This window comes from Streptomyces jumonjinensis (genome assembly GCF_009600885.1).
Taxonomy (GTDB): domain Bacteria; phylum Actinomycetota; class Actinomycetes; order Streptomycetales; family Streptomycetaceae; genus Streptomyces; species Streptomyces jumonjinensis.
Genome location: NZ_VCLA01000197.1, coordinates 1,921 through 25,283, shown reverse-complemented (window position 1 = coordinate 25,283; position 23,363 = coordinate 1,921). Strand labels below are relative to the sequence as shown.

The 23,363-nt window shown below is 71.0% G+C and carries 19 protein-coding genes and 1 pseudogene; 12 read left to right on the top strand and 8 right to left on the bottom strand.

The window, feature by feature from the left end; all coding sequences use genetic code 11:
- Positions 1-89: 89 nt before the first annotated feature.
- Together FF041_RS33725 and FF041_RS33720 are read left to right on the top strand one after the other, a co-directional pair.
- On the top strand, positions 90-731 hold the full coding sequence (locus FF041_RS33725; protein WP_153483120.1) for a GntR family transcriptional regulator: 642 nt from the start codon (positions 90-92) through the stop codon (positions 729-731).
- Positions 732-817: 86 nt separating this feature from the next.
- Positions 818-2,068, top strand: a complete 1,251-nt coding sequence (locus tag FF041_RS33720) for an MFS transporter (protein WP_153526264.1) — start codon at positions 818-820, stop codon at positions 2,066-2,068.
- A gap of 166 nt (positions 2,069-2,234) precedes the next feature.
- Here FF041_RS33720 and FF041_RS33715 read toward each other — a convergent pair whose 3' ends face one another.
- A complete protein-coding gene (locus FF041_RS33715) occupies positions 2,235-3,059 on the bottom strand; it encodes a maleylpyruvate isomerase family mycothiol-dependent enzyme (RefSeq protein WP_323393477.1) in 825 nt (274 codons plus the stop codon).
- Between the two features lie 391 nt (positions 3,060-3,450).
- On the opposite strand from FF041_RS33715, the gene FF041_RS33710 reads away from it, so the two are divergent.
- Positions 3,451-5,244, top strand: a complete 1,794-nt coding sequence (locus tag FF041_RS33710; protein WP_153526262.1) for an NHL domain-containing thioredoxin family protein — start codon at positions 3,451-3,453, stop codon at positions 5,242-5,244.
- Between the two features lie 67 nt (positions 5,245-5,311).
- Here FF041_RS33710 and FF041_RS33705 read toward each other — a convergent pair whose 3' ends face one another.
- The 4 genes from FF041_RS33705 to FF041_RS33690 form a co-directional block, all read right to left on the bottom strand.
- A complete protein-coding gene (locus FF041_RS33705; RefSeq protein ID WP_153526261.1) occupies positions 5,312-5,680 on the bottom strand; it encodes a hypothetical protein in 369 nt (122 codons plus the stop codon).
- 67 nt (positions 5,681-5,747) lie between these two features.
- Positions 5,748-7,046: a M18 family aminopeptidase gene (locus FF041_RS33700; RefSeq protein WP_153526260.1), complete on the bottom strand. Its 1,299-nt coding sequence runs from the start codon at positions 7,044-7,046 to the stop codon at positions 5,748-5,750.
- Positions 7,047-7,235: 189 nt separating this feature from the next.
- The gene (locus FF041_RS33695) at positions 7,236-7,394 is read right to left on the bottom strand and encodes a hypothetical protein (RefSeq protein ID WP_153483114.1); all 159 of its coding nucleotides are present in this window, start codon (positions 7,392-7,394) and stop codon (positions 7,236-7,238) included.
- Positions 7,395-7,649: 255 nt separating this feature from the next.
- Positions 7,650-9,476 (bottom strand): acyl-CoA dehydrogenase, encoded by a 1,827-nt coding sequence (locus FF041_RS33690; protein WP_153526362.1) that lies wholly within the window; start codon positions 9,474-9,476, stop codon positions 7,650-7,652.
- 129 nt (positions 9,477-9,605) lie between these two features.
- Between FF041_RS33690 and FF041_RS33685 the strand changes: the two genes are divergently transcribed.
- From FF041_RS33685 to FF041_RS33675, 3 genes and pseudogenes are all read left to right on the top strand, one after another.
- A complete protein-coding gene (locus tag FF041_RS33685) occupies positions 9,606-10,064 on the top strand; it encodes an SseB family protein (RefSeq protein WP_153526259.1) in 459 nt (152 codons plus the stop codon).
- Positions 10,065-10,177: 113 nt separating this feature from the next.
- Positions 10,178-11,134 (top strand): pirin family protein, encoded by a 957-nt coding sequence (locus FF041_RS33680; protein WP_153526258.1) that lies wholly within the window; start codon positions 10,178-10,180, stop codon positions 11,132-11,134.
- Between the two features lie 253 nt (positions 11,135-11,387).
- Positions 11,388-12,436 (top strand): annotated as a pseudogene (locus FF041_RS33675) (AI-2E family transporter).
- Positions 12,437-12,615: 179 nt separating this feature from the next.
- Here the strand turns inward: FF041_RS33675 and FF041_RS33670 are convergent.
- Positions 12,616-14,718, bottom strand: coding sequence for an ATP-binding SpoIIE family protein phosphatase (locus FF041_RS33670; RefSeq protein WP_153526257.1), 2,103 nt, complete (start codon positions 14,716-14,718; stop codon positions 12,616-12,618).
- Positions 14,719-14,875: 157 nt separating this feature from the next.
- On the opposite strand from FF041_RS33670, the gene aspS reads away from it, so the two are divergent.
- The 4 genes from aspS (at position 14,876) to FF041_RS33650 (ending at position 18,994) form a co-directional block, all read left to right on the top strand.
- Positions 14,876-16,651: an aspartate--tRNA ligase gene (aspS, locus tag FF041_RS33665; protein WP_153526256.1), complete on the top strand. Its 1,776-nt coding sequence runs from the start codon at positions 14,876-14,878 to the stop codon at positions 16,649-16,651.
- A 243-nt stretch (positions 16,652-16,894) separates the two neighbouring features.
- The gene (locus tag FF041_RS33660; protein ID WP_153483109.1) at positions 16,895-17,422 is read left to right on the top strand and encodes a SigE family RNA polymerase sigma factor; all 528 of its coding nucleotides are present in this window, start codon (positions 16,895-16,897) and stop codon (positions 17,420-17,422) included.
- Entirely contained in the window at positions 17,406-18,179 is a 774-nt protein-coding gene (locus FF041_RS33655; RefSeq protein WP_153526255.1) for a hypothetical protein, read from the top strand. The genes FF041_RS33660 and FF041_RS33655 overlap by 17 nt, the downstream gene beginning before the upstream one ends.
- A complete protein-coding gene (locus FF041_RS33650) occupies positions 18,176-18,994 on the top strand; it encodes a L,D-transpeptidase family protein (protein ID WP_153526254.1) in 819 nt (272 codons plus the stop codon). Before FF041_RS33655 ends, FF041_RS33650 begins: the two co-directional genes overlap by 4 nt.
- A gap of 147 nt (positions 18,995-19,141) precedes the next feature.
- Here FF041_RS33650 and metG read toward each other — a convergent pair whose 3' ends face one another.
- Positions 19,142-20,761: a methionine--tRNA ligase gene (gene metG, locus FF041_RS33645; protein ID WP_153483104.1), complete on the bottom strand. Its 1,620-nt coding sequence runs from the start codon at positions 20,759-20,761 to the stop codon at positions 19,142-19,144.
- A 188-nt stretch (positions 20,762-20,949) separates the two neighbouring features.
- Here metG and FF041_RS33640 point away from each other — a divergent pair, with 188 nt between their 5' ends.
- The gene (locus FF041_RS33640) at positions 20,950-21,603 is read left to right on the top strand and encodes a response regulator transcription factor (protein WP_153526253.1); all 654 of its coding nucleotides are present in this window, start codon (positions 20,950-20,952) and stop codon (positions 21,601-21,603) included.
- Positions 21,604-21,629: 26 nt separating this feature from the next.
- On the top strand, positions 21,630-22,802 hold the full coding sequence (locus FF041_RS33635) for a sensor histidine kinase (protein ID WP_323393473.1): 1,173 nt from the start codon (positions 21,630-21,632) through the stop codon (positions 22,800-22,802).
- Here FF041_RS33635 and FF041_RS33630 read toward each other — a convergent pair.
- On the bottom strand, positions 22,783-23,363 hold a 581-nt coding region (locus FF041_RS33630), incomplete at its 5' end, for a VWA domain-containing protein (protein ID WP_228388816.1). The genes FF041_RS33635 and FF041_RS33630 overlap by 20 nt on opposite strands.

Here is a 23,363-nt window from a genome sequence, read left to right as displayed (position 1 = left end):
CTGACCGGAAATCCTCAACCGGTCCGCCCGTACCGCGTGATGGACCGGGGGCCCTATGGATGTACCCAACTTGTATCTATGCTGTGTGCATGCCTGTTGCCGCTCCCGCAGCCGAACGTGTCTACGCCCATGTCAAGCAGGCCGTACTGGATCGCCGCTATGAGGGCGGCACCCTGCTGACCGAGGGCGAACTCGCCGACGCGGTCGGGGTCTCCCGTACCCCCGTACGCGAAGCGCTGCTCAAACTGGAGGTCGAGGGGCTGATCAAGCTCTACCCCAAGAAGGGCGCGATGGTGCTCGCCGTCTCCGCCCAGGAGATCGCCGACGTCGTGGAGACCCGGCTGCTGGTGGAGGAGCACGCCGCCCGTAAGGCCGTGCCCGCCTCCCCCCGGCTGCTCGCCCGGCTCGAAGAGCTGCTCGAACAGCAGAAGAGACAGGGCGACGCCGGGGATCTGGCGGCCGTCGCGGTCACCGACCGGCTCTTCCACGCAGAGATCGTCCGCAATGGCGGGAATGAGATCCTCACCCGGCTCTACGGACAGCTCCGGGACCGGCAGCTGCGGATGGGCGTCGCCGTCATGCACGCGCACCCGGACCGGATCGCCAAGAACGTGGTGGAGCACGGCGAGATCCTCGACGCCCTGCGGGACGGGGACGCGGACCGGGCGGCGGCCCTGGTCCACCGGCACATCGGCTGGTTCAGCACCCTGGCGCGGGGCGGGGTCCGGTGAGCGGCCCCGGCCCGGAGATACCCGGCGCCCCCGCTGCCGCCGCCGGCGCCGGGGGGAGTCCTCCCGGCGGCAGGCGAGCGGTCGCGATGTGGGGCATCGGCGTCGCCGTCTACTTCGTCGCCATCATCTTCCGCACCTCGCTCGGGGTCGCGGGTCTCGACGCCGCCGACCGCTTCGCGGTCAACGCCTCCGCGCTCTCCGCCTTCTCCATACTCCAGCTGCTGGTCTACGCGGGGATGCAGATACCCGTGGGCCTGATGGTCGACCGCTTCGGCACCAAGCGGGTGCTGTCCGTCGGGGCGGTGCTGTTCACCGCCGGACAGCTGGCCTTCGCCCTCTCCCCCTCCTACGGAATGGCCCTCGCGGCCCGCGCCCTGCTCGGCTGCGGGGACGCGATGACCTTCATCAGCGTGCTGCGGCTGGGCAGCCACTGGTTCCCGGCGCGGCGCGGTCCGCTCATCGCCCAGGTGGCCGCCCTCTTCGGGATGGCGGGCAATCTGGTCTCCACCCTCCTCATCGCCCGGCTGCTGGACGGCTATGGCTGGACCGCCACCTTCGCGGGCAGCGCGGCGGCCGGAGCGGTGGTGCTGGCGCTGGTGCTGCTCTTCCTCAGAAACCACCCCGAGCGCCCCGAGGGGAGCGCGCCCCCGCCCGCGCGCCGCCCGGGCGGGGCCTCCGTACGCGAACAGATCGCGCTCTCCTGGCGGGAGCCGGGCACCCGGCTGGGGATGTGGGCGCACTTCACCAGCCAGTTCCCCTCGATGGTGTTTCTGCTGCTGTGGGGGATGCCGTTTCTCGTCGAGGCGCAGGGGCTGTCCCGGGAGTCGGCGGGTTCGCTGCTCACCCTGGTGGTGCTGGTGAGCATGGTGGTGGGGCTGGTGTACGGGCAGGTCATCGCCCGCCATCACGCCGCCCGGGTTCCGCTGGTGCTCGGCACGGTCTCGGCGACGGCGGTGGTGTGGGCGGCGGTCCTGGTCCACCCCGGGGACCGGGCGCCGCTCTGGCTGCTGATCACGCTCTGCGCGGTGCTGGGCGCGGGCGGACCCTCGTCGATGATCGGCTTCGACTTCGCGCGTCCGGCGAATCCGCCGGAGCGGCAGGGCACGGCGTCGGGGATCGTCAACATGGGCGGCTTCACCGCCTCGATGACGACGCTGCTGGTGATCGGCGTGCTGCTGGACGCGACGGGCGGGAACTACCGGATCGCGTTCTCGTGCGTGTTCGTGCTGGAGGCGCTGGGGTGCGCGCAGATTCTGCGGCTACGGGGGCGGGCGGTGCGGCTGGAACGGGAGAGGCTGGTGGCGAGCCGGGTGGAGGCGGTGCACGTCCCGGCGTGAGACGGAGCGCGCTCCCGGGGTCCGTGTTCCCGGTGTGAGGCAGCCCGTGTTCCCGGCGTGAGGCCCCCGCCGGGACGCCTCCCCGGGCTCCCCGGGGCTTCCTCGGCTTTTCCGCGCTCCTCCGCGCTCAGGTCAGGGAGCGCGATCGCCTCAGGGAGCGCCCGCCTCAGGGCGTGACCGCGAACGAGCCCAGAATCGCCGCGCCCAGCTCCTGGTCCCCGTCCACCTTGATCCGGTCCGCCACGGCCGCCGGGCGCACCCGCCCGCAGGCCAGCCGGTAGTACGTCTCCCAGTCCAGGGAGAGGGAGACGATGGGCCCCAGCGAGGGTGAGCCGTCGACCGAACCGCGCCCGTCCGCGCTCACCCGTACCGTACGGAGGAACTCCAGCGGCCCGTGCACATCGATCACGACGGCCGAACCGGGCGGGGCGCCCGCGTCCTTGGCGACGATCTTCGGCAGCGCTTCGATCAGGGTGTCCCGGACGATATGGGCCCCGGGGGAGTCGAGATTGCCGGGCTTGTCGAGCGCGGTCCGCAGATCCTGTTCATGCACCCAGATGTCGAACGCGCGGACCCGCATGGCGACTTCCAGGGTCTGCTCGGCGCCCAGCGGCGCGCGGACCAGGGTGTCCGGGGAGCGGTTCTCGTTACGCAGCTGACGAGCGCGCCGGATCATCGTGTACTCCAGCTCGGAGGTCATCTCCGGAGCGGTGTGATGACGCCGCACATCGACCTGCATCTCCATGTACCGGGCGAAGTCGCTCTTCACATGGTAGAGATCGCGCGGCAGGGTGTGGATGGGCCGGGGGTCGCCGAGCATCTCGGTCTCCAGGCCGATCACATGGGAGACGACGTCCCGCACGGACCAGGCGGGGCACGGCGTCGGCCGGTTCCACTCCCCCTCGACGAGAGGCTGGACCAACTCGGCTATCGCCTCGATGGAGTGGGTCCAGGCGTCGGCGTAGTTCTGGAGACTGGGATGGACGGTCACGGGACCCCTCGGCGGTTCTGCGGGACGCGGGCTGGGCGGGCTGCTGATCGGCGGCGAGTTGAGGAGCGGCGGGCGGTACGGGAGGCTCGGCAGTTAAGTTACGCTGCCGGGCGGCGACCCGGCAGTCCTTTCATGTGACGATCGTAGGCCCGTCCGGAGCCTGTCCCACAAGGACGCCGGCGGTATATGCGCCCCGGTGGGAGCGGCTTCCGCCCCCGGAACAGGGCAGAAGCGGAACGGAACGGGGCAAACCGGCCGGAGTCGGCAGTGGTACGCCGGTGCGGCCGTACGCCCCCCCTCGCACACCGCCCCCAGGAGACACACCGCGCCCCGGCGCGTTCCTTCGTACGGCCGTGATCGTCCGTTCATGGCGGGGTGGCACCCTGGAGCCATGAACGCCGTCTCACCTGCTCCCCGCCGCCCCCGTGTCCGCGCCCCCGAGCTGCGCGGACGGGCCTGGCTCAACACCGGTGGCGAGGACCTCACGCTGGCCGGTCTCCGAGGCCGTATCGTCATTCTCGACTTCTGGACGTTCTGTTGCGTGAACTGTCTGCATGTCCTGGACGAGCTGCGCGAGCTGGAGGAGAAGCACCGCGACACCGTGGTGATCATCGGTGTGCACTCGCCGAAGTTCGTCCATGAGGCCGACCCTCAGGCCGTCGTCGACGCGGTCGAGCGCTACCGGGTGCACCACCCCGTGCTCGACGACCCCGAGCTCGCGACCTGGAAGCAGTACGCCGTACGGGCCTGGCCCACCCTGGTGGTCATCGACCCCGAGGGGTATGTCGTCGCCCAGCACGCCGGCGAGGGCCATGCCCACGCCATCGCCCGGCTGGTCGGGGAGCTGGAGCGCGAGCACGCGGAGAAGGGGACGCTGCGGCGCGGGGACGGGCCTTATGTGCCGCCCGAGCCCGCCGCCACCGGTCTGCGTTTCCCCGGGAAGGCCATCGTCCTCCCCTCCGGGAACTTCCTCGTCTCCGACACCACCCGGCATCAGCTGGTCGAGCTGGCGCCGGACGGCGAGAGCGTGATCCGCCGGATCGGCGGCGACGGAGAGTTCAGCGAACCCCAGGGGCTCGCGGCGCTGCCCGACGGGACGGTGGCCGTCGCCGACACCGTCCACCACGCGGTACGGCGGTACGACCCGGAGACCGGGCGGGTCACGCCCCTCGCGGGCACCGGCCGCCAGTGGTGGCAGGGATCGCCCACATCGGGGCCCGCCCTGGCGACCGATCTCTCCTCGCCCTGGGATGTGGCCTGGTGGGAGGGGAAGCTGTGGATCGCCATGGCCGGGGTCCATCAGCTGTGGACCTACGACCCCGAGACGGAGACCGTCCGGGCGGCGGCGGGCACCACCAACGAAGGGCTGGTCGACGGCCCGGCCGCCGAGGCGTGGTTCGCCCAGCCGTCCGGGCTCGCCGCCGCCGGGGACCGGCTGTGGATCGCCGACTCGGAGACCTCCTCGCTGCGCTGGATCGGCACGGACGGGGTGGTGCGCACCGCCGTGGGCACCGGGCTCTTCGACTTCGGGCACCGGGACGGGGCGGCGGGCCAGGCGCTCTTCCAGCATCCGCTCGGGGTCACCGCGCTGCCGGACGGATCGGTGGCGGTCAGCGACACCTACAACCACGCCCTGCGCCGCTACGACCCGGCGAGCGGCGAGGTGACGACGCTCGCCACCGATCTGCGGGAGCCCTCGGACGCGGTGCTCGCGGGCGAGGACATCGTGGTGGTGGAGTCGGCACGGCACCGGCTGACCCGGCTGCGGCTGCCGGAGGAGGCGGTACGGGTGGCGGCCGTGGCGCACCGCACCCAGCGGGCCGCGACCGAGATCGCCGCCGGGCGGCTCCGCCTCGATGTGGTCTTCCAGGCCCCGGCCGGGCAGAAGCTGGACACCCGGTACGGCCCGTCCACCCGGCTCCTGGTGTCGGCGACCCCGCCGGAGCTGCTGCTCGACGGGGCGGGCGCGGGCAGCGACCTCTCGCGCGGGCTGGAGATCGACGCGGCGGTGGGGGAGGGGGTGCTGCATGTCTCGGCGATGGCGGCGTCCTGCGACGACGACCCGGCGAACCCGTATCCGGCCTGCCATGTGCACCAGCAGGACTGGGGAGTTCCGGTGCGGGTGACGGACGACGGGGAGGGCAGGCTGGCGCTGGTGCTGGCGGGCATGGACGAGGGGGCCTGACGCCTGGGTGTATTGCCTCGGGAGGCCGTGCGCCGGGTCCATGCCCCGGCGCGCGGCCCCCCGCCGGCTACCCCAGCAGGCCCTGCTCGGCGGGCTGCTTCCCGGCCGCCCCGTCCCGGCAGCCCGTCGCCCACCGCCCCGGGTCGTACGCCGCCTTCACCCCCGCGTCCCCGGACGCGGCCAGCCGCTCGCACCCCCCGGCCAGGAGCTCCGCGGCCTCCTCCCCCGTCGGGTCGTACTGCCGTACCCGGTTTCCGTGGAGGAAGCCCGCCTCGTACGCCACGTCCTCGGCCCATGGCGGCCGGTCGCCGTAGCGGTCGGCCAGCAGCCAGCCGCCCGATAAGAGGACCGCGAGCCCCGCGGCGAGGACGAGCGCACGGCTGCGGCGGGAGGGGCCGCGATGGGCGGCGAGGTGCTGCTGACCGAGAAGGACCATGGGCCCGACCCTGCCGTGCGGGGCCTTTCCCGGATGTTTCGCACTGCCGGGCGCAGCGCCCCCGCTCTCAGCCGTGCAGAAACGCCGTGAGCGCGTTCGCCAGCAGATACGGGTCGTCCGCCCCGCACAGCTCGCGGGCGCTGTGCATCGACAGACAGGCCACTCCGATGTCCACGGTCCGGATGCCGTGCCGGGCCGCCGTGATGGGGCCGATGGTGGTCCCGCACGGCATCGCGTTGTTCGAGACGAACGACTGCCACGGCACTCCGGCCCGCTCGCAGGCCGCGGCGAACACCGCCTGGCCGCTGCCGTCGGTGGCGTACCGCTGGTTCACATTGACCTTGAGGATCGGACCGCCGTTGGGCCGCGGGTGGTGCGTCGGGTCATGGCGCTCCGCGTAGTTGGGGTGCACCGCGTGACCGACGTCGGACGAGAGGCAGACGGTCGCCGCGAAGGCCCGCGCCCGGTCCTCGTAAGCACCGCCGCGCGCGAACACCGAACGCTCCAGCACCGATCCGAGCAGCGGGCCGTCCGCCCCGGTGTCGGCCTGGGAGCCGTTCTCCTCGTGGTCGAAGGCGGCCAGTACGGGGATGTACGGCAGATCCGGCGTGGCACTGGCGGCGGTGAGCGCGGCCGTGGCGGCGTGCACGGAGAGCAGATTGTCGAGCCGGGGCCCGGCGAGCAGCTCCCGGTCGCGGCCGAGGTAGGCGGGCGGCTCGATGGAGTGGGTCATCAGATCCCAGCCGGCGACCTCGCCGTGCCCGATCCCGGTCTCCTCCTCCAGGAAGTGGATGAGGTCGCCCTCGTGGACCTCGCCGAGGCCCCAGATCGGCTGCATATGGCGCTGCTTGTCGAGCTTGAGCCCCTCGGATGTGACCGTGCGGTCGAGATGGATCGCCAGCTGGGGGACGCGCAGCAGCGGCCGGTCGATGTTCACCAGCCGGTGCGAGCCGTCGCGGAGCGTGAGCCGTCCGGCGAGGCCGAGATCGCGGTCGAGCCAGCTGTTGAGGAGCGGGCCGCCGTAGATCTCGACGGCGATCTGCCGCCAGCCGTGCGCTCCGGCGTCCGGCCGCGGCTTGACCCGCAGATTGGGCGAGTCGGTGTGCGCGCCGAGGATCCGGAAGGGGGTGTGCGGATGGGCGCCCTCGGGCACATGCCAGGCGATGAGCGCGCCGCCCCGGATCACATACTTGCCGCTGGCCGAGGCGTCCCAGACGTCCGTCTCCCACACCTGCCGGAATCCGGCCTTCTCCAGCCGCTCGGCGGCGACCGCCACCGCATGGTACGGCGACGGCGCCGCGGCCAGGAAGGTCATCAGATCGTCGGTGTGCCTGCGGTCGAACCGGTACGGGGCGCTGGTGCTCATGGAGCCACCTTAACGAGGGGGGTGCGCTGGGGGCGCATGGTTCCTGCTCGCGCCCCTCTGGTGAGCCGGGGGCCCCTGTGGATGCTCACTCCCGGTGAATTCTCCGGTCCCGGCCGGCCGGGACCGGCCGATACGGCGCAGCCGTCACCCGAACGGGTCGGACGACGGTCTCGCTCTGCCGGGCGCGGCTCAGCCGATCCGGGCCGTGGGGCTCTTCCCGTTCTGGATCTGCCGGGCCCGCTCGGCGAACATCCCGGCGAGCTCGGTGAGTTGGCCGTCGCTGCGCCGTTCGGCGTCGAGCCCGCCCGTCTCGACCGTCAGCACGACGGCCCCCACCCGGACCTGCACGGCGGCCCCGGGGGTGCGTACGGGACCGGTCCCCCGGACCGCGTCATGCTGCTCGCCGACCGCGCCGGGGGGGCGGCCGGGGTGGACCGGCCCCGGATCCGGAGGCCGAGGCGCTTCAGCGTCCGTACCGGTGTTCGTCGACCATCACCGTGGTGCCCCCAGGGATCGCGCCGCTGATCGGCCGCTGATCATACGGACGGCCCGTCCCCCCTCGGCGGTTGCGCGGGGAACGGGCCGTACCGGTGGCGCGGGAGGTCAGAACGCGGCTTCGTCCAGGTCCATGAGCGACGCGTCCACGGATTCCGCGAGCGCCCGCTCGACCGAGAGGCCCGGCAGCACCGTGGCCGCGAAGAACTTCGCGGCGGCGATCTTGCCCTGGTAGAACGGCACATCCCTGGTGGACGCCGTCGGGAGCTTCTCGGCGGCCACCGCCGCGCCGCGCAGCAGCAGATAGGCGACGACCACATCGCCGGAGGCCATCAGCAGCCGGGTGGTGTTGAGCCCGACCTTGTAGATGTTCTTGACGTCGTCGCCGGTGGCGATCAGGTCGTTCGTCATGGTGCCGACGATCGCCTCCAGGTCCACCGCCGCCTTGGCGAGCGCGTCCCGGGCCGGGGCCAGCTCCTCGCCGCCGGTGCCGACCGCGAGGAACTTCTTGATCTCCTCGGAGAGGGTGTTGAGCGACCGGCCCTGGTCGCGGACGATCTTCCGGAAGAAGTAGTCCTGGCCCTGGATGGCGGTGGTGCCCTCATAGAGGGTGTCGATCTTGGCGTCCCGGATGTACTGCTCGGCCGGGTACTCCTGGAGATAGCCGGAGCCGCCGTAGATCTGGAGCGACTGGGCGAGCAGTTCGTAGGACTTCTCCGAGCCGTATCCCTTCACGATCGGCAGCAGCAGATCGTTGAGCCCGGTCAGTCCGGCGGTGTCCTCGCCCGCGGCCTCGGCGGCGGCGATGTCGTCCTGGACGGAGGCGGTGTAGAGGACCAGGGCGCGCATGCCCTCCGCGTACGCCTTCTGCGTCATCAGCGAGCGGCGGACGTCGGGGTGGTGGGTGATGGTGACCTTGGGCGCGGTCTTGTCCGCGAAGTTCACCAGGTCCTGGCCCTGGACGCGCTCCTTGGCGTACTCCAGCGCGTTGAGATAGCCGGTGGAGAGGGTGGCGATGGCCTTGGTGCCCACCATCATCCGGGCGAACTCGATGATCATGAACATCTGGCGGATGCCGTCGTGCTTGTCGCCGATCAGCCAGCCCTTGGCGGGGTGCCGGTCGCCGAAGGTCATCTCGCAGGTGTTGGAGGCCTTGAGGCCCATCTTGTGCTCGACGTTCGTCGCGTAGACGCCGTTGCGCTCGCCGAGCTCGCCGGTCTCCCAGTCGAAGAGGAACTTCGGTACGAGGAAGAGGGAGAGGCCCTTGGTGCCGGGTCCGGCGCCCTCGGGACGGGCGAGGACGTAGTGGAAGATGTTCTCCGACATGTCGTGCTCGCCCGAGGTGATGAAGCGCTTCACCCCCTCGATGTGCCAGGAGCCGTCCTCCTGCCGCACGGCCCTGGAGCGGCCCGCGCCCACGTCCGAGCCGGCGTCCGGCTCGGTGAGGACCATCGTGGAGCCCCACTGCTTCTCGACGGCGATCCGCGCGATCTTCTTCTGCTCCTCATTGCCCTCGGCGAAGAGGATTCCGGCGAACGCGGGACCCGAGGAGTACATCCAGATCGCCGGGTTCGCGCCGAGGAGCATCTCGGCGTACGACCAGACCAGCGAGCGGGGCGCGGTGGTGCCGCCGATCTCCTCGGGCAGACCGAGCCGCCAGTACTCCGAGTCCATGAAGGCCCGGTAGCTCTTCTTGAAGGACTCGGGTATCGGCGCGGTGTTGGTCTCGGGGTCGAATACCGGGGGGTTGCGGTCGGCGTCCACGAAGGACTCCGCCAGCTCGTTCTCCGCGAGCCGGGTGATCTCTTCGAGGATGCTGCGGGCGGTGTCGGCGTCCATCTCCGCGAACGGGCCGGTGCCGTACAGCTTGTCGCGCCCGAGGACCTCGAAGAGGTTGAACTCGATGTCGCGGAGATTCGACTTGTAGTGCCCCATGGCGACGGCTCCGTAGGTTCGGGAGTCTGTTGGCTTACCCATTTACCAGCTGGTAGCCATGATGATGCTACCCATCGGTAATAAGTTGCAACCCCCAATCGCCCAACGGCGACTGGTTACCCTTGCGGCATGTACGGCTATGACCAGAGTCAGGGCGCTCACCAGCAGTACGCACCCCAGCAGCCCTACGGGGGGCAGTCGCAGGGGCAGCCGCTGTATCCGGAGCCGTCGCCTCCGTCTCTCGCCGACGCGGTGCGTGCCTTCACCACCGGATCGCTCTCCGCGGAGGACTTCCAGCAGATCTTCGCCACCTCCAAGGTCTACTGCCCGCGCGGCGACAACCCCGGCTTCCTGGCGCTGCACAACACCCAGCATCCGGTGATCCCCATGTTCACCTCGCTCAAGGAGCTGCGGCGGTACGCGGGCAAGGAGTCCAAGTACTTCGTGATCACCGGCGCGGAGGTGATCGATCTGCTGCCGACCGGGTACGGCTTCGTCCTCGACATGGAGGGCGAGCACCGGATGGTGTTCGACGCCAAGGCCGTGGAGCAGATGGTCGACTTCGCGATGCGCCGGATGTACGGCTGACGCCTCGATCTCAGTGGAGAGGCCCGGGAGGAATACCTCCCGGGCCTCCTTCGTTCTGGGTAGCGGAAAGTTCAGGATTCAACTAAACTGGTCGCACCAAGGAGGTACTCCCCATGCCCGCTGTGACTGTCGAGAATCCGCTCACCCTGCCGCGCGTCTCCGCTTCCGCCGAGGCCCAGCCCCGTCCCGTGCTCGCGGTGACCACCGCGCCCAGTGGGTTCGAGGGCGAGGGCTTCCCGGTGCGGCGCGCGTTCGCCGGGATCAACTACAAGTACCTCGACCCGTTCATCATGATGGACCAGATGGGCGAGGTGGAGTACGCGCCGGGAGAGCCGAAGGGCACCCCCTGGCACCCCCACCGGGGCTTCGAGACCGTCACGTATCTGCTCGACGGGACCTTCGTCCACCAGGACAGCAACGGCGGCGGCGGCACCATCCGGAACGGCGACACCCAGTGGATGACCGCCGGATCGGGCCTGCTCCACATCGAGGCCCCGCCGGAGGAGCTCGTGATGTCCGGCGGGCTCTTCCACGGGCTCCAGCTCTGGGTGAACCTGCCCGCGGCCGACAAGATGATGGACCCCCGCTACCAGGACATCCGCGGCGGCCAGGTCCAGCTGCTCACCTCGCCCGACGGCGGTGCACTGCTCCGGGTGATCGCCGGTGAGCTGGACGGCCACGAGGGGCCGGGGATCACCCACACCCCGATCACGATGATCCACGCCACGCTGCGGCCCGGCGCTCAGATCACCCTGCCCTGGCGCGAGGAGTTCAACGGCCTCGCCTACGTCCTGGCCGGAAACGGCTCGGTCGGCGCCGAGCGGCGGCCCGTCCGGATGGGGCAGACGGCGGTCTTCGGCGACGGCGGCTCGCTGATCGTGCGGGCGGACGAGTCCCAGGACTCCCACACCCCCGATCTGGAGATCGTGCTGCTCGGCGGGCGTCCCATCCGGGAGCCCATGGCGCACTACGGCCCGTTCGTCATGAACACCCAGGCCGAGCTCAAGCAGGCGTTCGAGGACTTCCAGGCGGGCCGGCTGGGCACGGTCCCGGCGGTCCACGGCATGTGATCACCCGTACGACGGTGCATGGCATGTGATCACCCGTACGACGGTGCATGGCATGTGATCACCCCTACGACGGTGCATGGCATGTGATCACCCCTACGACGGTCCACGGCATGTGATCACCCGTACGGGCGACCCGGCGCAGTGACGGCCCGGGTTCGCCACGGCGGGTGATCACCTGCCCGTCCGGACATGTGATCACCCGCCCGGACGCGATGGGCGGGCCGCCGACACGGGTCTGTGATCGGGTGAAGGGGTGCACACCCTGCTACCCGAGCCCGTACGGCGGCTCGCCGCCTGGTGCGCCGTCATCCTGCTGGCAGCCGGGGTCGGCGCGGTGGCGCTCTGGCTGATCGGGACCCTCCGGATCGCCGTCACTCCCGTGCTGCTGGCCCTGCTGGGGACCGCTCTCCTCGGGCCGATGTACCGGCGGCTCGTCAGAATGGGGATGCACCGGTCCCTGGCCGCCGCGCTGACCTGCGCCGCCGTGCTCTGTGTGGTCGGCGGCGCCACCTACATCATCGTCAAGGCCCTGATCGACAACGGCCCCCAGATCCTCGCCGCGCTGCGAGACGCCGCCAGCGGGATCACCCAGCACTTCGGGGCCGCCGGGACCTCGCTCACCGATCTGGCCGCCAACGCCAAGGATCTGCTGGCCAAATTCGGCGGAACAGCGGCCTCCGGGGTGCTCAGCGGGCTGAGCGTGGTGGGCGAGGCCATCGCCACCGCCGTGCTGGCGCTGCTGCTGATCTTCTTCTTCCTCCGCGACTCGGACCGGGCGGTCCATCTGGCGCACTCGGTCGCCCCCGGACGGGGCGGCGAGATGGTCGAGGAGATGGGCCGCCGCGCCTTCGAGGCCGTCGAGGGATTCATGCGGGGCACCACCTTCATCGCCCTCATCGACGCCCTCTGCATCACCGTGGGCCTGCTGATCCTCCGCGTCCCCGGCGCGGTCGGCCTCGGCGCGCTGGTGTTCGTCGGCGCGTACATCCCCTATCTCGGGGCCTTCCTCTCCGGCGCGGTCGCGGTCCTGGTGGCGCTCGCGGACCGGGGCTGGGTGATCGCCCTCTGGGCCCTCGGGGTGGTGGTCGCCGTCCAGCTCCTGGAGGGCCATGTCCTCCAGCCGATGATCCAGAGCCGTACGGTCCAGATGCATCCCGCCGTGGTGATGCTCGCGATCACGGCGGGGGCGGGGGTCGCGGGGATTCTGGGCATGCTGCTGGCGGTGCCGGTGGTGGCGGCGGCCTCGGCGTGCTCGGGGTGCTGCGGGAGCACTACACCGATACGGGGAAGGCGGCACCGTGACCCGTACGCAGGTGCCGTGACCCGTACGTACCGGTGGCGTGACCCGTACGTACCGGTGGCGCGGCGTGCGGACCCGTACCGGCGCGGGGTACGCGAAGACCCCGGCCCGTACCGGCGCGGCGTACGCGAAGACCGTGCCCCGGCCCGTACCGGCGCCCCGAACCGTACCGGCACCGCGCTCAGAGGCCCGGGGCCGCCTCCGACACGGGCTTGCCCGACTCATGGAGCTCGAACCAGATCGACTTCCCCTCGCCCCTCGGATCCACCCCCCACGCGTCCGCCAGCATCTCCATCAGCATCAGCCCCCGCCCCGACGACGCCATCTCCCCGGGACGCCGCTTGTGCGGCAGCTCATCGCTGCTGTCCGAGACCTCCACCCGCAGCCGCCGGGCCCCCTCCCCACTGCCGCAGATCACCTCCGCCGTCAGCAGCGCGTTCCCATCGGTGTGGACCAGCACATTGGTCACCATCTCCGACACCATCAGCACCGCCGAGTCCACCTGCTCGGGGTCCGCCCAGTCGTGCAGCAGCTGCCGCACCTGCTGCCGCGCCGCCGCGATCCGCTCCGGCTCCGCCTGGGCCACCGCCATCGCCGTACGCCTCGGGGTCTCCCGCCCGGGCACGCCCTCCCGGGAGAGCAGCACCAGCGCCACATCGTCCTCGCGCCGGTCCGCCAGCGGCCCCGTCGTGTAGTGCGACACCGGGCCGTGCACCGCCTGCACCAGCGAATCCGCCAGCTCCTCCAGCGAGTGCTCCGCCTGGTTCTCCAGAACCTCCCGCAGCCGCGCCCACCCGGTGTCCAGATCGTGCCCGCCGGTCTCCAGCAGCCCGTCCGTGCAGACCATCATCGTCTCGCCCGGCTCCAGCCTCAGCCGGGTCGTCGGATAGTCCGAGTCCGGGTCGATGCCCAGCGGCAGCCCGCCCTCGGTGGGCCACATCAGCACCGTCCCGTCGGCCATGCGCACCGCCGGCTCCGGATGCCCCGCCCGGGCCATCTCGATCCGCCCGCTCTCCGGGTCGACCTCCAGATACAGACAGGTCGCGAACCGGGGGCTGGAGTAGTCCGCCTTCTCGTAGGTGTCGGTGATGCCGTGCAGAAAGCGCGACGCCCGCGACAGCACCGCGTCCGGGCGATGCCCTTCGGACGCATACGCCCGCAGCGCGATCCGCAGCTGCCCCATCAGCCCCGCGGCCCGCACATCGTGCCCCTGCACATCACCGATGACCAGCGCGATCCGCCCGGACGGCAGCGGAATCATGTCGTACCAGTCGCCCCCGACCTGGAGTCCGCCGCCCGTGGGCACATACCGCGCCGCCACCTCCATGCCCGGGATCGCGGGCCCCAGCACCGGCATCATCGACCGCTGGAGCCCCAGCGACAGCTCACGCTCCGACTCGGCCACCCCGGCCCGGGTGAGCGCCTGCGCCAGCATCCGGGCCACCGTCGTCAGCACCGAACGCTCATCCGGGGTGAAGGCCACCGGATGCCGGAAGGCCGCCATCCACGCGCCCATCGTCCGCCCCGCGACGATCAGCGGCAGATACGCCCACGACTGCCGCCCCAGCCGCTGCGCCAGCGGCCAGCTGGTGGGATAGCGCCGGCAGTACTCCTCCGGGCTCGGCAGATACACCGCCCGTCCGCCGCGCACCACCTCCGCCGCCGGGTGTTCCGTGTCCAGCCGCATATCGCTGAAGGGGTCGTCGCCCGCGCTCTGGTGCCCGTGGTGCCCGACGATCCGCAGCCGGTCGCCCGCCGCTCCGAAGACCGCGAGCCCGTCCGGCGAGAACCCGGGCATGGAGAGCGAGGCCGCCACCCGCAGCACCTCGGCCGTGGAGCGCGCCTCCGCCAGCGCACGCCCCGCGTCCAGCAGAAACGCCTCGCGCGAGCGCCGCCAGTCGCCGGTGATCGGGGTGCGCGCCGCCGTGCCCTCCGTCGGCTCGGCGACCTCCTGGAGCATCCCGTCCAGCAGATACGCCCCATTGAACAGCACCGGCTTGGAGCGGCTGCGCACCGTGCGCACCACGCGTCCGGAGTCGTCCACGACCCGCAGCCGGCCCTCGGCGAGCGTCCCCTCGGCGATGGCGAGCGAGACCACGCCGTTGATCTCGTTCCAGTCGACCGGGTGGAAACGGGCCCGGACGACCGACTCCGGGAAGGTGCGGGTCCCGGGCGGCAGCTCAAGCATCCGGGCGGCCTCGCTGTCGAGGGTGACCGTCCCGGCTCCGTTGTCCCACCGCCATAGGCCGGTTGCGATCGCGGCCAGGACATCCTCGGTGCGCATTGCCTCACTTTATTCCGATCTGGAGGCCCGTGGCCGCCAAGCCCCACTACCGGGGGACAACGGGTGGCGTGTCTATGCCAATGGGGTTCAGGAGCCCCGGGCGGTAACCTTGACGGGCCCGGCCCATCCCAAAATCACCAAGACTGGATGAACGACGATGCATCGGTACAGGTCACACACGTGCGGCGAGCTCCGCGCCTCTGACGTCTCCACCGACGTCCGGCTCAGCGGCTGGCTGCACAATCGCCGAGACCTGGGCGGCATCCTCTTCATCGATCTGCGCGACCACTACGGCATCACCCAGCTGGTGGCCCGCCCCGGCACCGCCGCCAACGAGGCGCTCAGCCACCTCACCAAGGAGACCGTCGTCCGGGTGGACGGCACGGTCGTCAGCCGTGGCGCGGACAACGTCAACCCCGAGCTGCCCACCGGCGAGATCGAGATCGAGGTCTCCGACGTGGAGATCCTGGGCGCCGCCCAGCAGATCCCCTTCACCATCAACGCGGACGACGGCGTCAACGAGGAGCGGCGCCTGGAGTACCGCTTCCTCGATCTGCGCCGTGAGCGCATGCACCGCAACATCATGCTGCGCACCGCCGTCATCTCCGCCATCCGGCACAAGATGACCGCCCTCGGCTTCAACGAGATGGCGACCCCGATCCTCACCGCCACCTCCCCCGAGGGCGCCCGTGACTTCGTGGTCCCCTCCCGGCTGAACCCGGGCAAGTTCTACGCGCTGCCGCAGGCCCCGCAGCAGTTCAAGCAGCTGCTGATGATCTCCGGCTTCGACCGCTACTTCCAGATCGCGCCCTGCTTCCGCGACGAGGACGCCCGCGCCGACCGCTCGCCGGGCGAGTTCTACCAGCTCGACGTCGAGATGAGCTTCGTCGAGCAGGAGGACGTCTTCCAGCCGATCGAGAAGCTGATGCCGGAGCTGTTCGCGGAGTTCGGCGGCGGCCGTCATGTCACCTCGCCGTTCCCGCGCATCCCGTTCCGCGAGTCGATGCTGAAGTACGGCAACGACAAGCCGGACCTGCGCGCCCAGCTCGAACTGGTCGACATCACCGACGTCTTCGCGGGCTCGGAGTTCAAGGCGTTCGCCGGCAAGCACGTCCGCGCGCTGCCGGTGCCGGATGTGGCCGGCCAGCCGCGCAAGTTCTTCGACCAGCTCGGCGATTACGCCGTCGAGCAGGGCGCCAAGGGCCTGGCCTGGGTCCGCGTCGCCGAGGACAACTCCCTCACCGGCCCGATCGCCAAGTTCCTCACCGAGGAGAACGTCAAGGTCCTCACCGAGCGTCTCGGCCTCGCCGCCGGGCACGCCGTGTTCTTCGGCGCGGGCGACTTCGACGAGGTCTCGAAGATCATGGGCGCGGTCCGGGTCGAGGCCGCCAAGCGCGCCGGTCACTTCGAGGAGGGCGTCTTCCGGTTCTGCTGGATCGTCGACTTCCCGATGTACGAGCGGGACGAGGAGACCGGGAAGATCGACTTCTCCCACAACCCCTTCTCCATGCCGCAGGGCGGGATGAAGGACCTGGAGGAGAAGGACCCGCTCGACATTCTCGCCTGGCAGTACGACATCGTCTGCAATGGCATCGAGCTCTCCTCCGGCGCGATCCGCAACCACGAGCCCGAGGTCATGCTCAAGGCCTTCGAGATCGCCGGTTACGACCGGGAGACCGTCGAGCACGAGTTCGCGGGCATGCTCCGCGCCTTCCGTCTCGGCGCACCGCCGCACGGCGGCATCGCCCCGGGCGTCGACCGCATCGTGATGCTGCTGGCCGATGAGCCCAACATCCGCGAGACGATCGCCTTCCCGCTCAACGGCAACGCGCAGGACCTGATGATGGGCGCGCCGACCGAGCTGGACGAGTCCCGGCTGCGGGAGCTGAACATCCAGCTGCGCAAGCCGGTGGCGAAGGCCGACGGACAGTAGACGAAAGCCCCTGGGGCTCTTGTCCGGGTAAGGGCCCGGCGCCGCGTGTTGAAACGCGGCGCCGGGCCCTTACGCGTACAGGCAGGGCGCTTACGCATGACCGAGCCGGGCCCTTACGCGTTCAAGCCAGGTTCTTCACCCGTACGAACGGCCGGAAGTCGCCGGTCCCCCAGGGCAACCCGTCCGCCGCCCCATCGCGTTCCACAGAAGTGGAACACCGAACACACGAGGGGGGGCAACGACATGGGCTCCGGTGCCGACCACGGGGATTTCGAGGCGTTCGTCGCCGCCCGGGGCCCACGGCTGCTGAAGGTCGCCTGGCTGCTGACCGGCGACGCGCATCTGGCGGAGGACCTGCTCCAGACGGTGCTGGCGAAGATCTGGCCCAAGTGGCACAAGATCGCCGACAGCCATCCGGAGGCGTATGTCCGCAAGGCGCTGGTGCACACCCATGCCTCCTGGTGGCGCAGACGCTGGCGGGGAGAGGTCCCGCACGGCGAGCTCCCCGACGCGACGGCCTCCGGGGACCGGTACGCGTCCGTCGATCTGGAGCAGTCGCTCGCCGACGCGGTGCGCGCCCTGCCGGTACGCCAGCGGGCCGTGGTGGTGCTCCGCTACTTCGAGGATCTGAGCGTCGAGGAGACCGCGGCCACGCTCGGCTGTGCGGAGGGCACCGTCAAGAGCCAGGCGTCGAAGGCCCTGCACACCCTGCGCGAGCGGTTGCCGCCTCTGACCGAGGGAGGCTGTGACCGTTATGCGCGATCCGCTTGAGGCGGCCGAGGACGAGCTCCGTCTGGTGCTGGAGCGGGCGACCCCGGAACTGGCCGCGCCGGGGGAACGGCTGGGCCAGGTCAGAGCGCGGATCGTCCGGCGGCGCCGCCGCCGTACGGGGGCCGCCGTACTGGTCGCGGCCGTCCTCGCGGGCGTCGGCACGGTGCTGCCGCAGACCCTCCGCGAGAACCGGCCCGAAGCGCCGCCCGCTGCGCCCACGCCCGCGCCCCTGCCCACCCGGGAGAAGGAGCGCGAGGTGCGCTTCGACGGGCTGCACGGGTTCACCATCCCGCTGACGAAGTCCTGGCACACCCTGGAGGTGCCCGCCGTCGACAAGCTCGGGGCGGTCGCGATGGGATACATCGGGACGCAGAAGCTCTCCCCGTTCGAGCGGCCCTGCGGGGCCAAGTTGGTGGACCAGTGCGCCCCGGTGGACAAGCTGGGCTCCGGCGATGTGCTGGTCACGGTGTCGGTGGGCGCTCTGCCGGACGCGGGCGGCTGGGGATCGCCCACGATGAACCCCGTCGACATCCGGAACGAATTCTGCGAGCGGATCGGCGGCAGCGAGATGTTCGTGGCGAACGCGGGGTTCGACGCCGAGCCCAGTGATCTCCTCGCCGTCATGAGCGTCTGCGTGGACAAGGCCACCTCCGCCAAGACCCTCGACGACCTTCAGGAGCTTCTCTACCGCGCCCACCCCGGCGAGAAGAACTCCGCCACCGCGCCCGGCAAGCAGACTGGAGGCACCCGGCGATGAACCGCGAGCATACGGTCCGTACGTCCACGCTCGCCGCCCTCGCGGCCGTGCTGCTGCTCACCGGCTGCGGCGGAAGCCCCGCCGACGACGGCGGGAGCCCCGCCGCAGCCGGTGCGGGGTCCGGCCCCGCGCCACGGGACTCCGCCTCCCCCACGGACCTGGAGCCGCGGGAGCCGCGCGCCGAGCGCGGGGACGATCAGTCCCGGCAACGGCGCGGGATACGGCGGGAGATACCCGGCATCGGCCCCCGGACCCATGACCGGATCGACCCCCGGACCCGGCAGGTCTTCGTGGTCACCGGCAGGAGCACCGGCTCCAACCGGGCCACGGCGGTGCTCTACGAGCGCGACCGCAGGATCGGCTGGCAGCCCGTGAGCGGCCCCTGGCGGGCACGGAACGCCCTCAAGGGCTGGACCGGGGACCACCGGCTGAACGATCTGCGGACCCCGATCGGGGTCTACGGACTGACGGACGCGGGCGGGCGGCTGCCCGATCCGGGGACGGAGCTCCCCTACGACCAGGGCCCGGCGTTCACCCCGTCGGGGGTCAACTTCGAGGGCGAGTCCCTGACGGGGGCCTTCGACCATGTGGTGGCCGTCAACTACAACCGCGAGCCCGGCAGCACCCCCCTGGACTGGACCCGCCCGCTCGGCGTGGGCAAGGGCGGCGGGATCTGGATCCACGTCGACCACGGCGGCGCGACCAAGGGCTGTGTGACCCTGGCCAGGCCGCAGGTCGCGGAGTTGCTGAAGCGCCTGGATCCCGAGGCGCGGCCGGTGGTCGTGATGGGCCCGGAGCGGCATCTGGCCCGCTGACCGTACACGTACGGACGGGACCGGCGATCCGGCCCGCTGACCGTACACGTACGGACGGGACCGGCATCCGGCTGCACGTACGGACGGGACCGGCCCCCGAGCACAGTCACAGTGCTCGGGGGCCGGTCGACGTGGAGGGAGAACGGGTCACGCGTCCTTCTTCGGGTCCTCCAGACGCGGGAACAGCACCGCGCCCTTCGTCACCGTCGAGCCCACCGGCAGCAGCCCCCAGGCGCCCGCGTCCTGCACCCGCTGCTCGGCCAGGGCGCCGAGCGCCGCCTCAGCGCCCAGCGAGTCCCAGAGCGCCTGCGAGGTCTCGGGCATCACCGGGTTCAGCAGCACCGCGACGGCCCGCAGCGACTCCGCGGCCGTGTAGAGGATCGTCGCGAGCCGGGCCTGGCCCTCGGGGGAGTCGTCCTTCGCGACCTTCCACGGCTCCTGCTCGGTGAGGTAGCCGTTGACCTGCTTGACGAAGTCGAAGACCGCCAGGATGCCGCCCTGGAAGTCCAGCTCGTCGCCGATCTTCCGGTCGGCCGTCGCGACCGCTTGCGCCAGACCGTCCCGTACCGCCTGCTCGGCGTCGCCGGACGCGGTCGCCTCCGGCAGCGCGCCGCCGAAGTACTTGCCGACCATCGCGGCGACCCGGGAGGCGAGGTTGCCGTAGTCGTTCGCCAGCTCGCTCGTATAGCGGGCGGTGAAGTCCTCCCACGAGAAGGAGCCGTCCTGCCCGAAGGCGATGGCGCGCAGGAAGTACCAGCGGTAGGCGTCCACGCCGAAGTGCGAGGTCAGATCCTGCGGCTTGATGCCGGTCAGATTCGACTTCGACATCTTCTCGCCGCCGACCATCAGCCAGCCGTTCGCGGCGATCCGCCCCGGCACCGGCAGCCCGTTCGCCATCAGCATGGCGGGCCAGATGATCGCGTGGAAGCGCAGGATGTCCTTGCCGACGAGATGCACATTCGCGGGGAAGGTGTCGTTGAACTTCGCCGGGTTCTCGTTGTAGCCGACGGCCGTGGCGTAATTGAGCAGCGCGTCGATCCACACGTAGATCACATGCTTCTCGTCCCACGGCACCTTCACCCCCCAGTCGAAGGTGGACCGGGAGATCGACAGGTCCTGAAGGCCCTGCTTGACGAAATTCACGACCTCGTTGCGGGCGGACTCGGGCTGGATGAAACCGGGGTCGGCCTCATAGAGCTCCAGCAGCCGGGGGCCGTACTCGCTGAGCTTGAAGAAGTAGTTCTCCTCCTTGAGGAGTTCCACCGGCTTCTTGTGGATGGGGCAGAGCTTCTCCCCGGCGTACTCGCCCTCGCCGTCGATCAGATCGCCGGGGAGCTTGTACTCCTCACAGCCCACGCAGTACGGGCCTTCGTATCCGCCCTTGTAGATCTCGCCCTTGTCGTAGAGATCCTGGACGAACTCCTTCACCCGGTCCGTGTGACGCTTCTCGGTGGTGCGGATGAAATCGTCGTTCGCGATGTTCAGATGCTCCCAGAGAGGCTTCCACGCCTCCTCCACGAGCTTGTCGCACCACTCCTGGGGAGTGACCCCGTTGGCCTCGGCAGTGCGCATGATCTTCTGACCGTGCTCGTCCGTGCCGGTGAGGTACCACACCTTCTCGCCGCGCTGACGGTGCCAGCGGGTGAGCACGTCGCCTGCGACGGTCGTATAGGCGTGGCCCAGGTGAGGAGCGTCGTTGACGTAGTAAATGGGGGTCGAGACGTAGTACGCCGCCGCCCCCTGCTTCTCGGATCCAGTGGCCGCCATGGTCGAAATCCTACTGGCCCCGCGAGGCCCCTCTCACCCGCTATTACCGGGGGCCGGGGAGAGTGGAGACATTCACGAAACACGCCATGCCGTAGAAATCCCCATCCCGGGAGCGGAACGGGCGGGAACCCGGGAGCGGAACGGGTGGGAAGCGGGAACGGGCGGGAAGCGGGAAGGGAGCGGAAGCCATGCGGGTACTGGTCGCCGAGGACGAGGAGATCCTGGCCGAGCTGATAGCCACCGGGCTGAGCCGGGCCGGATTCGCGGTGGACACCGTCTACAGCGGCGACGCCGCCCTCGCCTATCTGGGGCTGTACGACTACGACGTGATCGTGCTCGACCGCGATCTGCCCCGGGTCCACGGCGACGAGGTCGCCCGGCAGCTGGTCGCCGCCGCCTCCCGGACCCGGATTCTGATGCTGACCGCGTCCTCGGCCCTGGCGGACCGGGTGGCCGGGCTCGATCTGGGGGCGGACGACTATCTGGGCAAGCCCTTCGACTTCCCCGAGCTGGTCTCCAGGGTCCGGGCGCTGCGGCGGCGCAGCGCCCGCCCGGTGCCGCCGCTGCTGGAGCGGCACGGGATACGGCTGGACACCGTCCGCAGAACCGCTTGGCGGGAGGGGCGGGAGCTGGTGCTGTCGCCGAAGGAGTTCACCGTGCTCCAGATCCTGCTGGAGGCGGACGGCGGGATGGTCTCGGCCGAGGAGCTGCTGGAGCGGGCGTGGGACGCGCACGCCGATCCGTTCACCGGGGCGGTACGGGTCTGCATGAGCAAGCTGCGGGCGAAACTGGGCGAGCCGGCGCTGATCCGCACCGTTCAGGGCGTGGGGTACGCGCTGTGAGCGTCCCCGGGCGTGGGGTACGCGCTGTGCGCGTCCGGGCGGGCCGCGCCGTCCACGCGGGGCCCGGCAGACTCGGGCCGGGGTCCGCGATCCGGACCCGGATCGCCTTCGTCTACGGGGCAGTCTTCCTGGTCCTCGGCGCGGTGCTGCTCGCGTTCGTCTATCTGCTCGCCAGCGCCGGTACGCAGACGGAGGCGGCGGCAATCGCCCGGCGGGCCGCGGTGGGGGAGTACGGGCCGCCGGCCGTCCTCGGGCGGGACCTGGAGCGGCTCAGCGCCTCCCAGCTGACCGACAACGTCAGCGACGCGGCCTCCGAACAGCTGCTCTTCTGGTCGCTCACCGGGCTGCTGGTGGCGGCGCTCTGCGCCGTGGTGGCGGGCTGGTGGACGGCGGGGCGGATGCTCAGGCCGGTGCACGAGATGACGGCCAGGGCGCGCGGACTCTCGGAGCGCACCCTGCACGAGCGGATCGCGGCGAGCGGGCCCGACGATGAGCTCAAGGAGCTCGGGGACACCCTGGACGCGCTGCTGGCGCGGCTGGAGAGGGCCTTCGACAGCCAGCGCCGGTTCATCGCGAACGCCTCGCACGAGCTGCGCACCCCGCTGGCGACCCAGCGCACGGCGATCCAGGTGGGGCTGGCCTCGGCGGACCCCGGGGATGTCGCCGCCACCCGGGAGATCCTGCTGGAGAGCAACCGCCGCAGTGAACGGCTCATCGAGGGGCTGCTGATGCTGGCGCACGGCGAGCGGGGGCTCGATCACCGGGAGGACGTCGATCTGGGGGAGGCCGTCGCCGAGGAGGCGCTGCGGCACCGGGTGACGGCGGAGGTGTCGGGGGCCGGCGTCGTCCGGGGGAACCGGCTGCTGCTGGACCGGATGGCGGGGAACCTGGTGGCGAACGCGGTGGCGTACAACGTGCCCGGGGGGACGGTGTCCGTACGGGTCACGGGGGGTGAGCTGACGGTGGAGAACACCGGTCCGGCCATCGCGGCGGAGGATGTGCCGGGGCTGTTCGAGCCGTTCCGGCGGGGGGAGGGCCGGGACCGGATGGGGCCCGGCGCGGGGCTCGGGCTGTCGATCGTCCGCTCGATCGCGCAGGCCCACGACGGGGAGGTGACGGCCCGGCCGGGCCCTGAGGGCGGCCTGACCGTCACCGTGTCCCTGCCGGTGGTGCGGCCGGTCAAGGCCGCCAGTTCTTGAGGAGCCCGTCGTAGAGCTCGCCGTGCGGGAGGGCGCTGGGGGCGGGTCCCGCGTGGAAGAACGCGGCGTTCGGCGCGGACAGCTTGCGGAGGAAGTCGAACGCCTTCGCCTCGTGCTCGCCGAACGCCGTGAACTGCCAGAACACCGGTGTCTCGGCGGCCGAGGCAAGCGCGGCCGTGGCGGCGGTCTTGGACTCGGGCGCGCCGTCGGTCTGGAAGATCACCAGGGCGGGGGTCGCCGGGTCGGCCTTGGCGTGGAGGGCGAGCACCTCTTCGACCGCGAGGTGGTAGTTGGTGCGGCCCATCCGGCCGAGGGAGGCGTGCAGCTCGTCGATCCGGCCCTCGTAGGAGTCGGGGGTGAGCTCGCCGGTGCCGTCGACCTCGGTCGAGAAGAAGACGACGCTGACGGCGGGCTCGTCGCTCAGCCGCGCGGCGAGCGCGAGGGCCTGCTCGCCGAGGTGCTGGGCGCTGCCGTCCTTGTAGTAGGGCCGCATGGACCCGGAACGGTCGAGTACGAGATACACCCGCGCCCGCGTGCCCTCCGCGATCCCGGCCCGTCGCA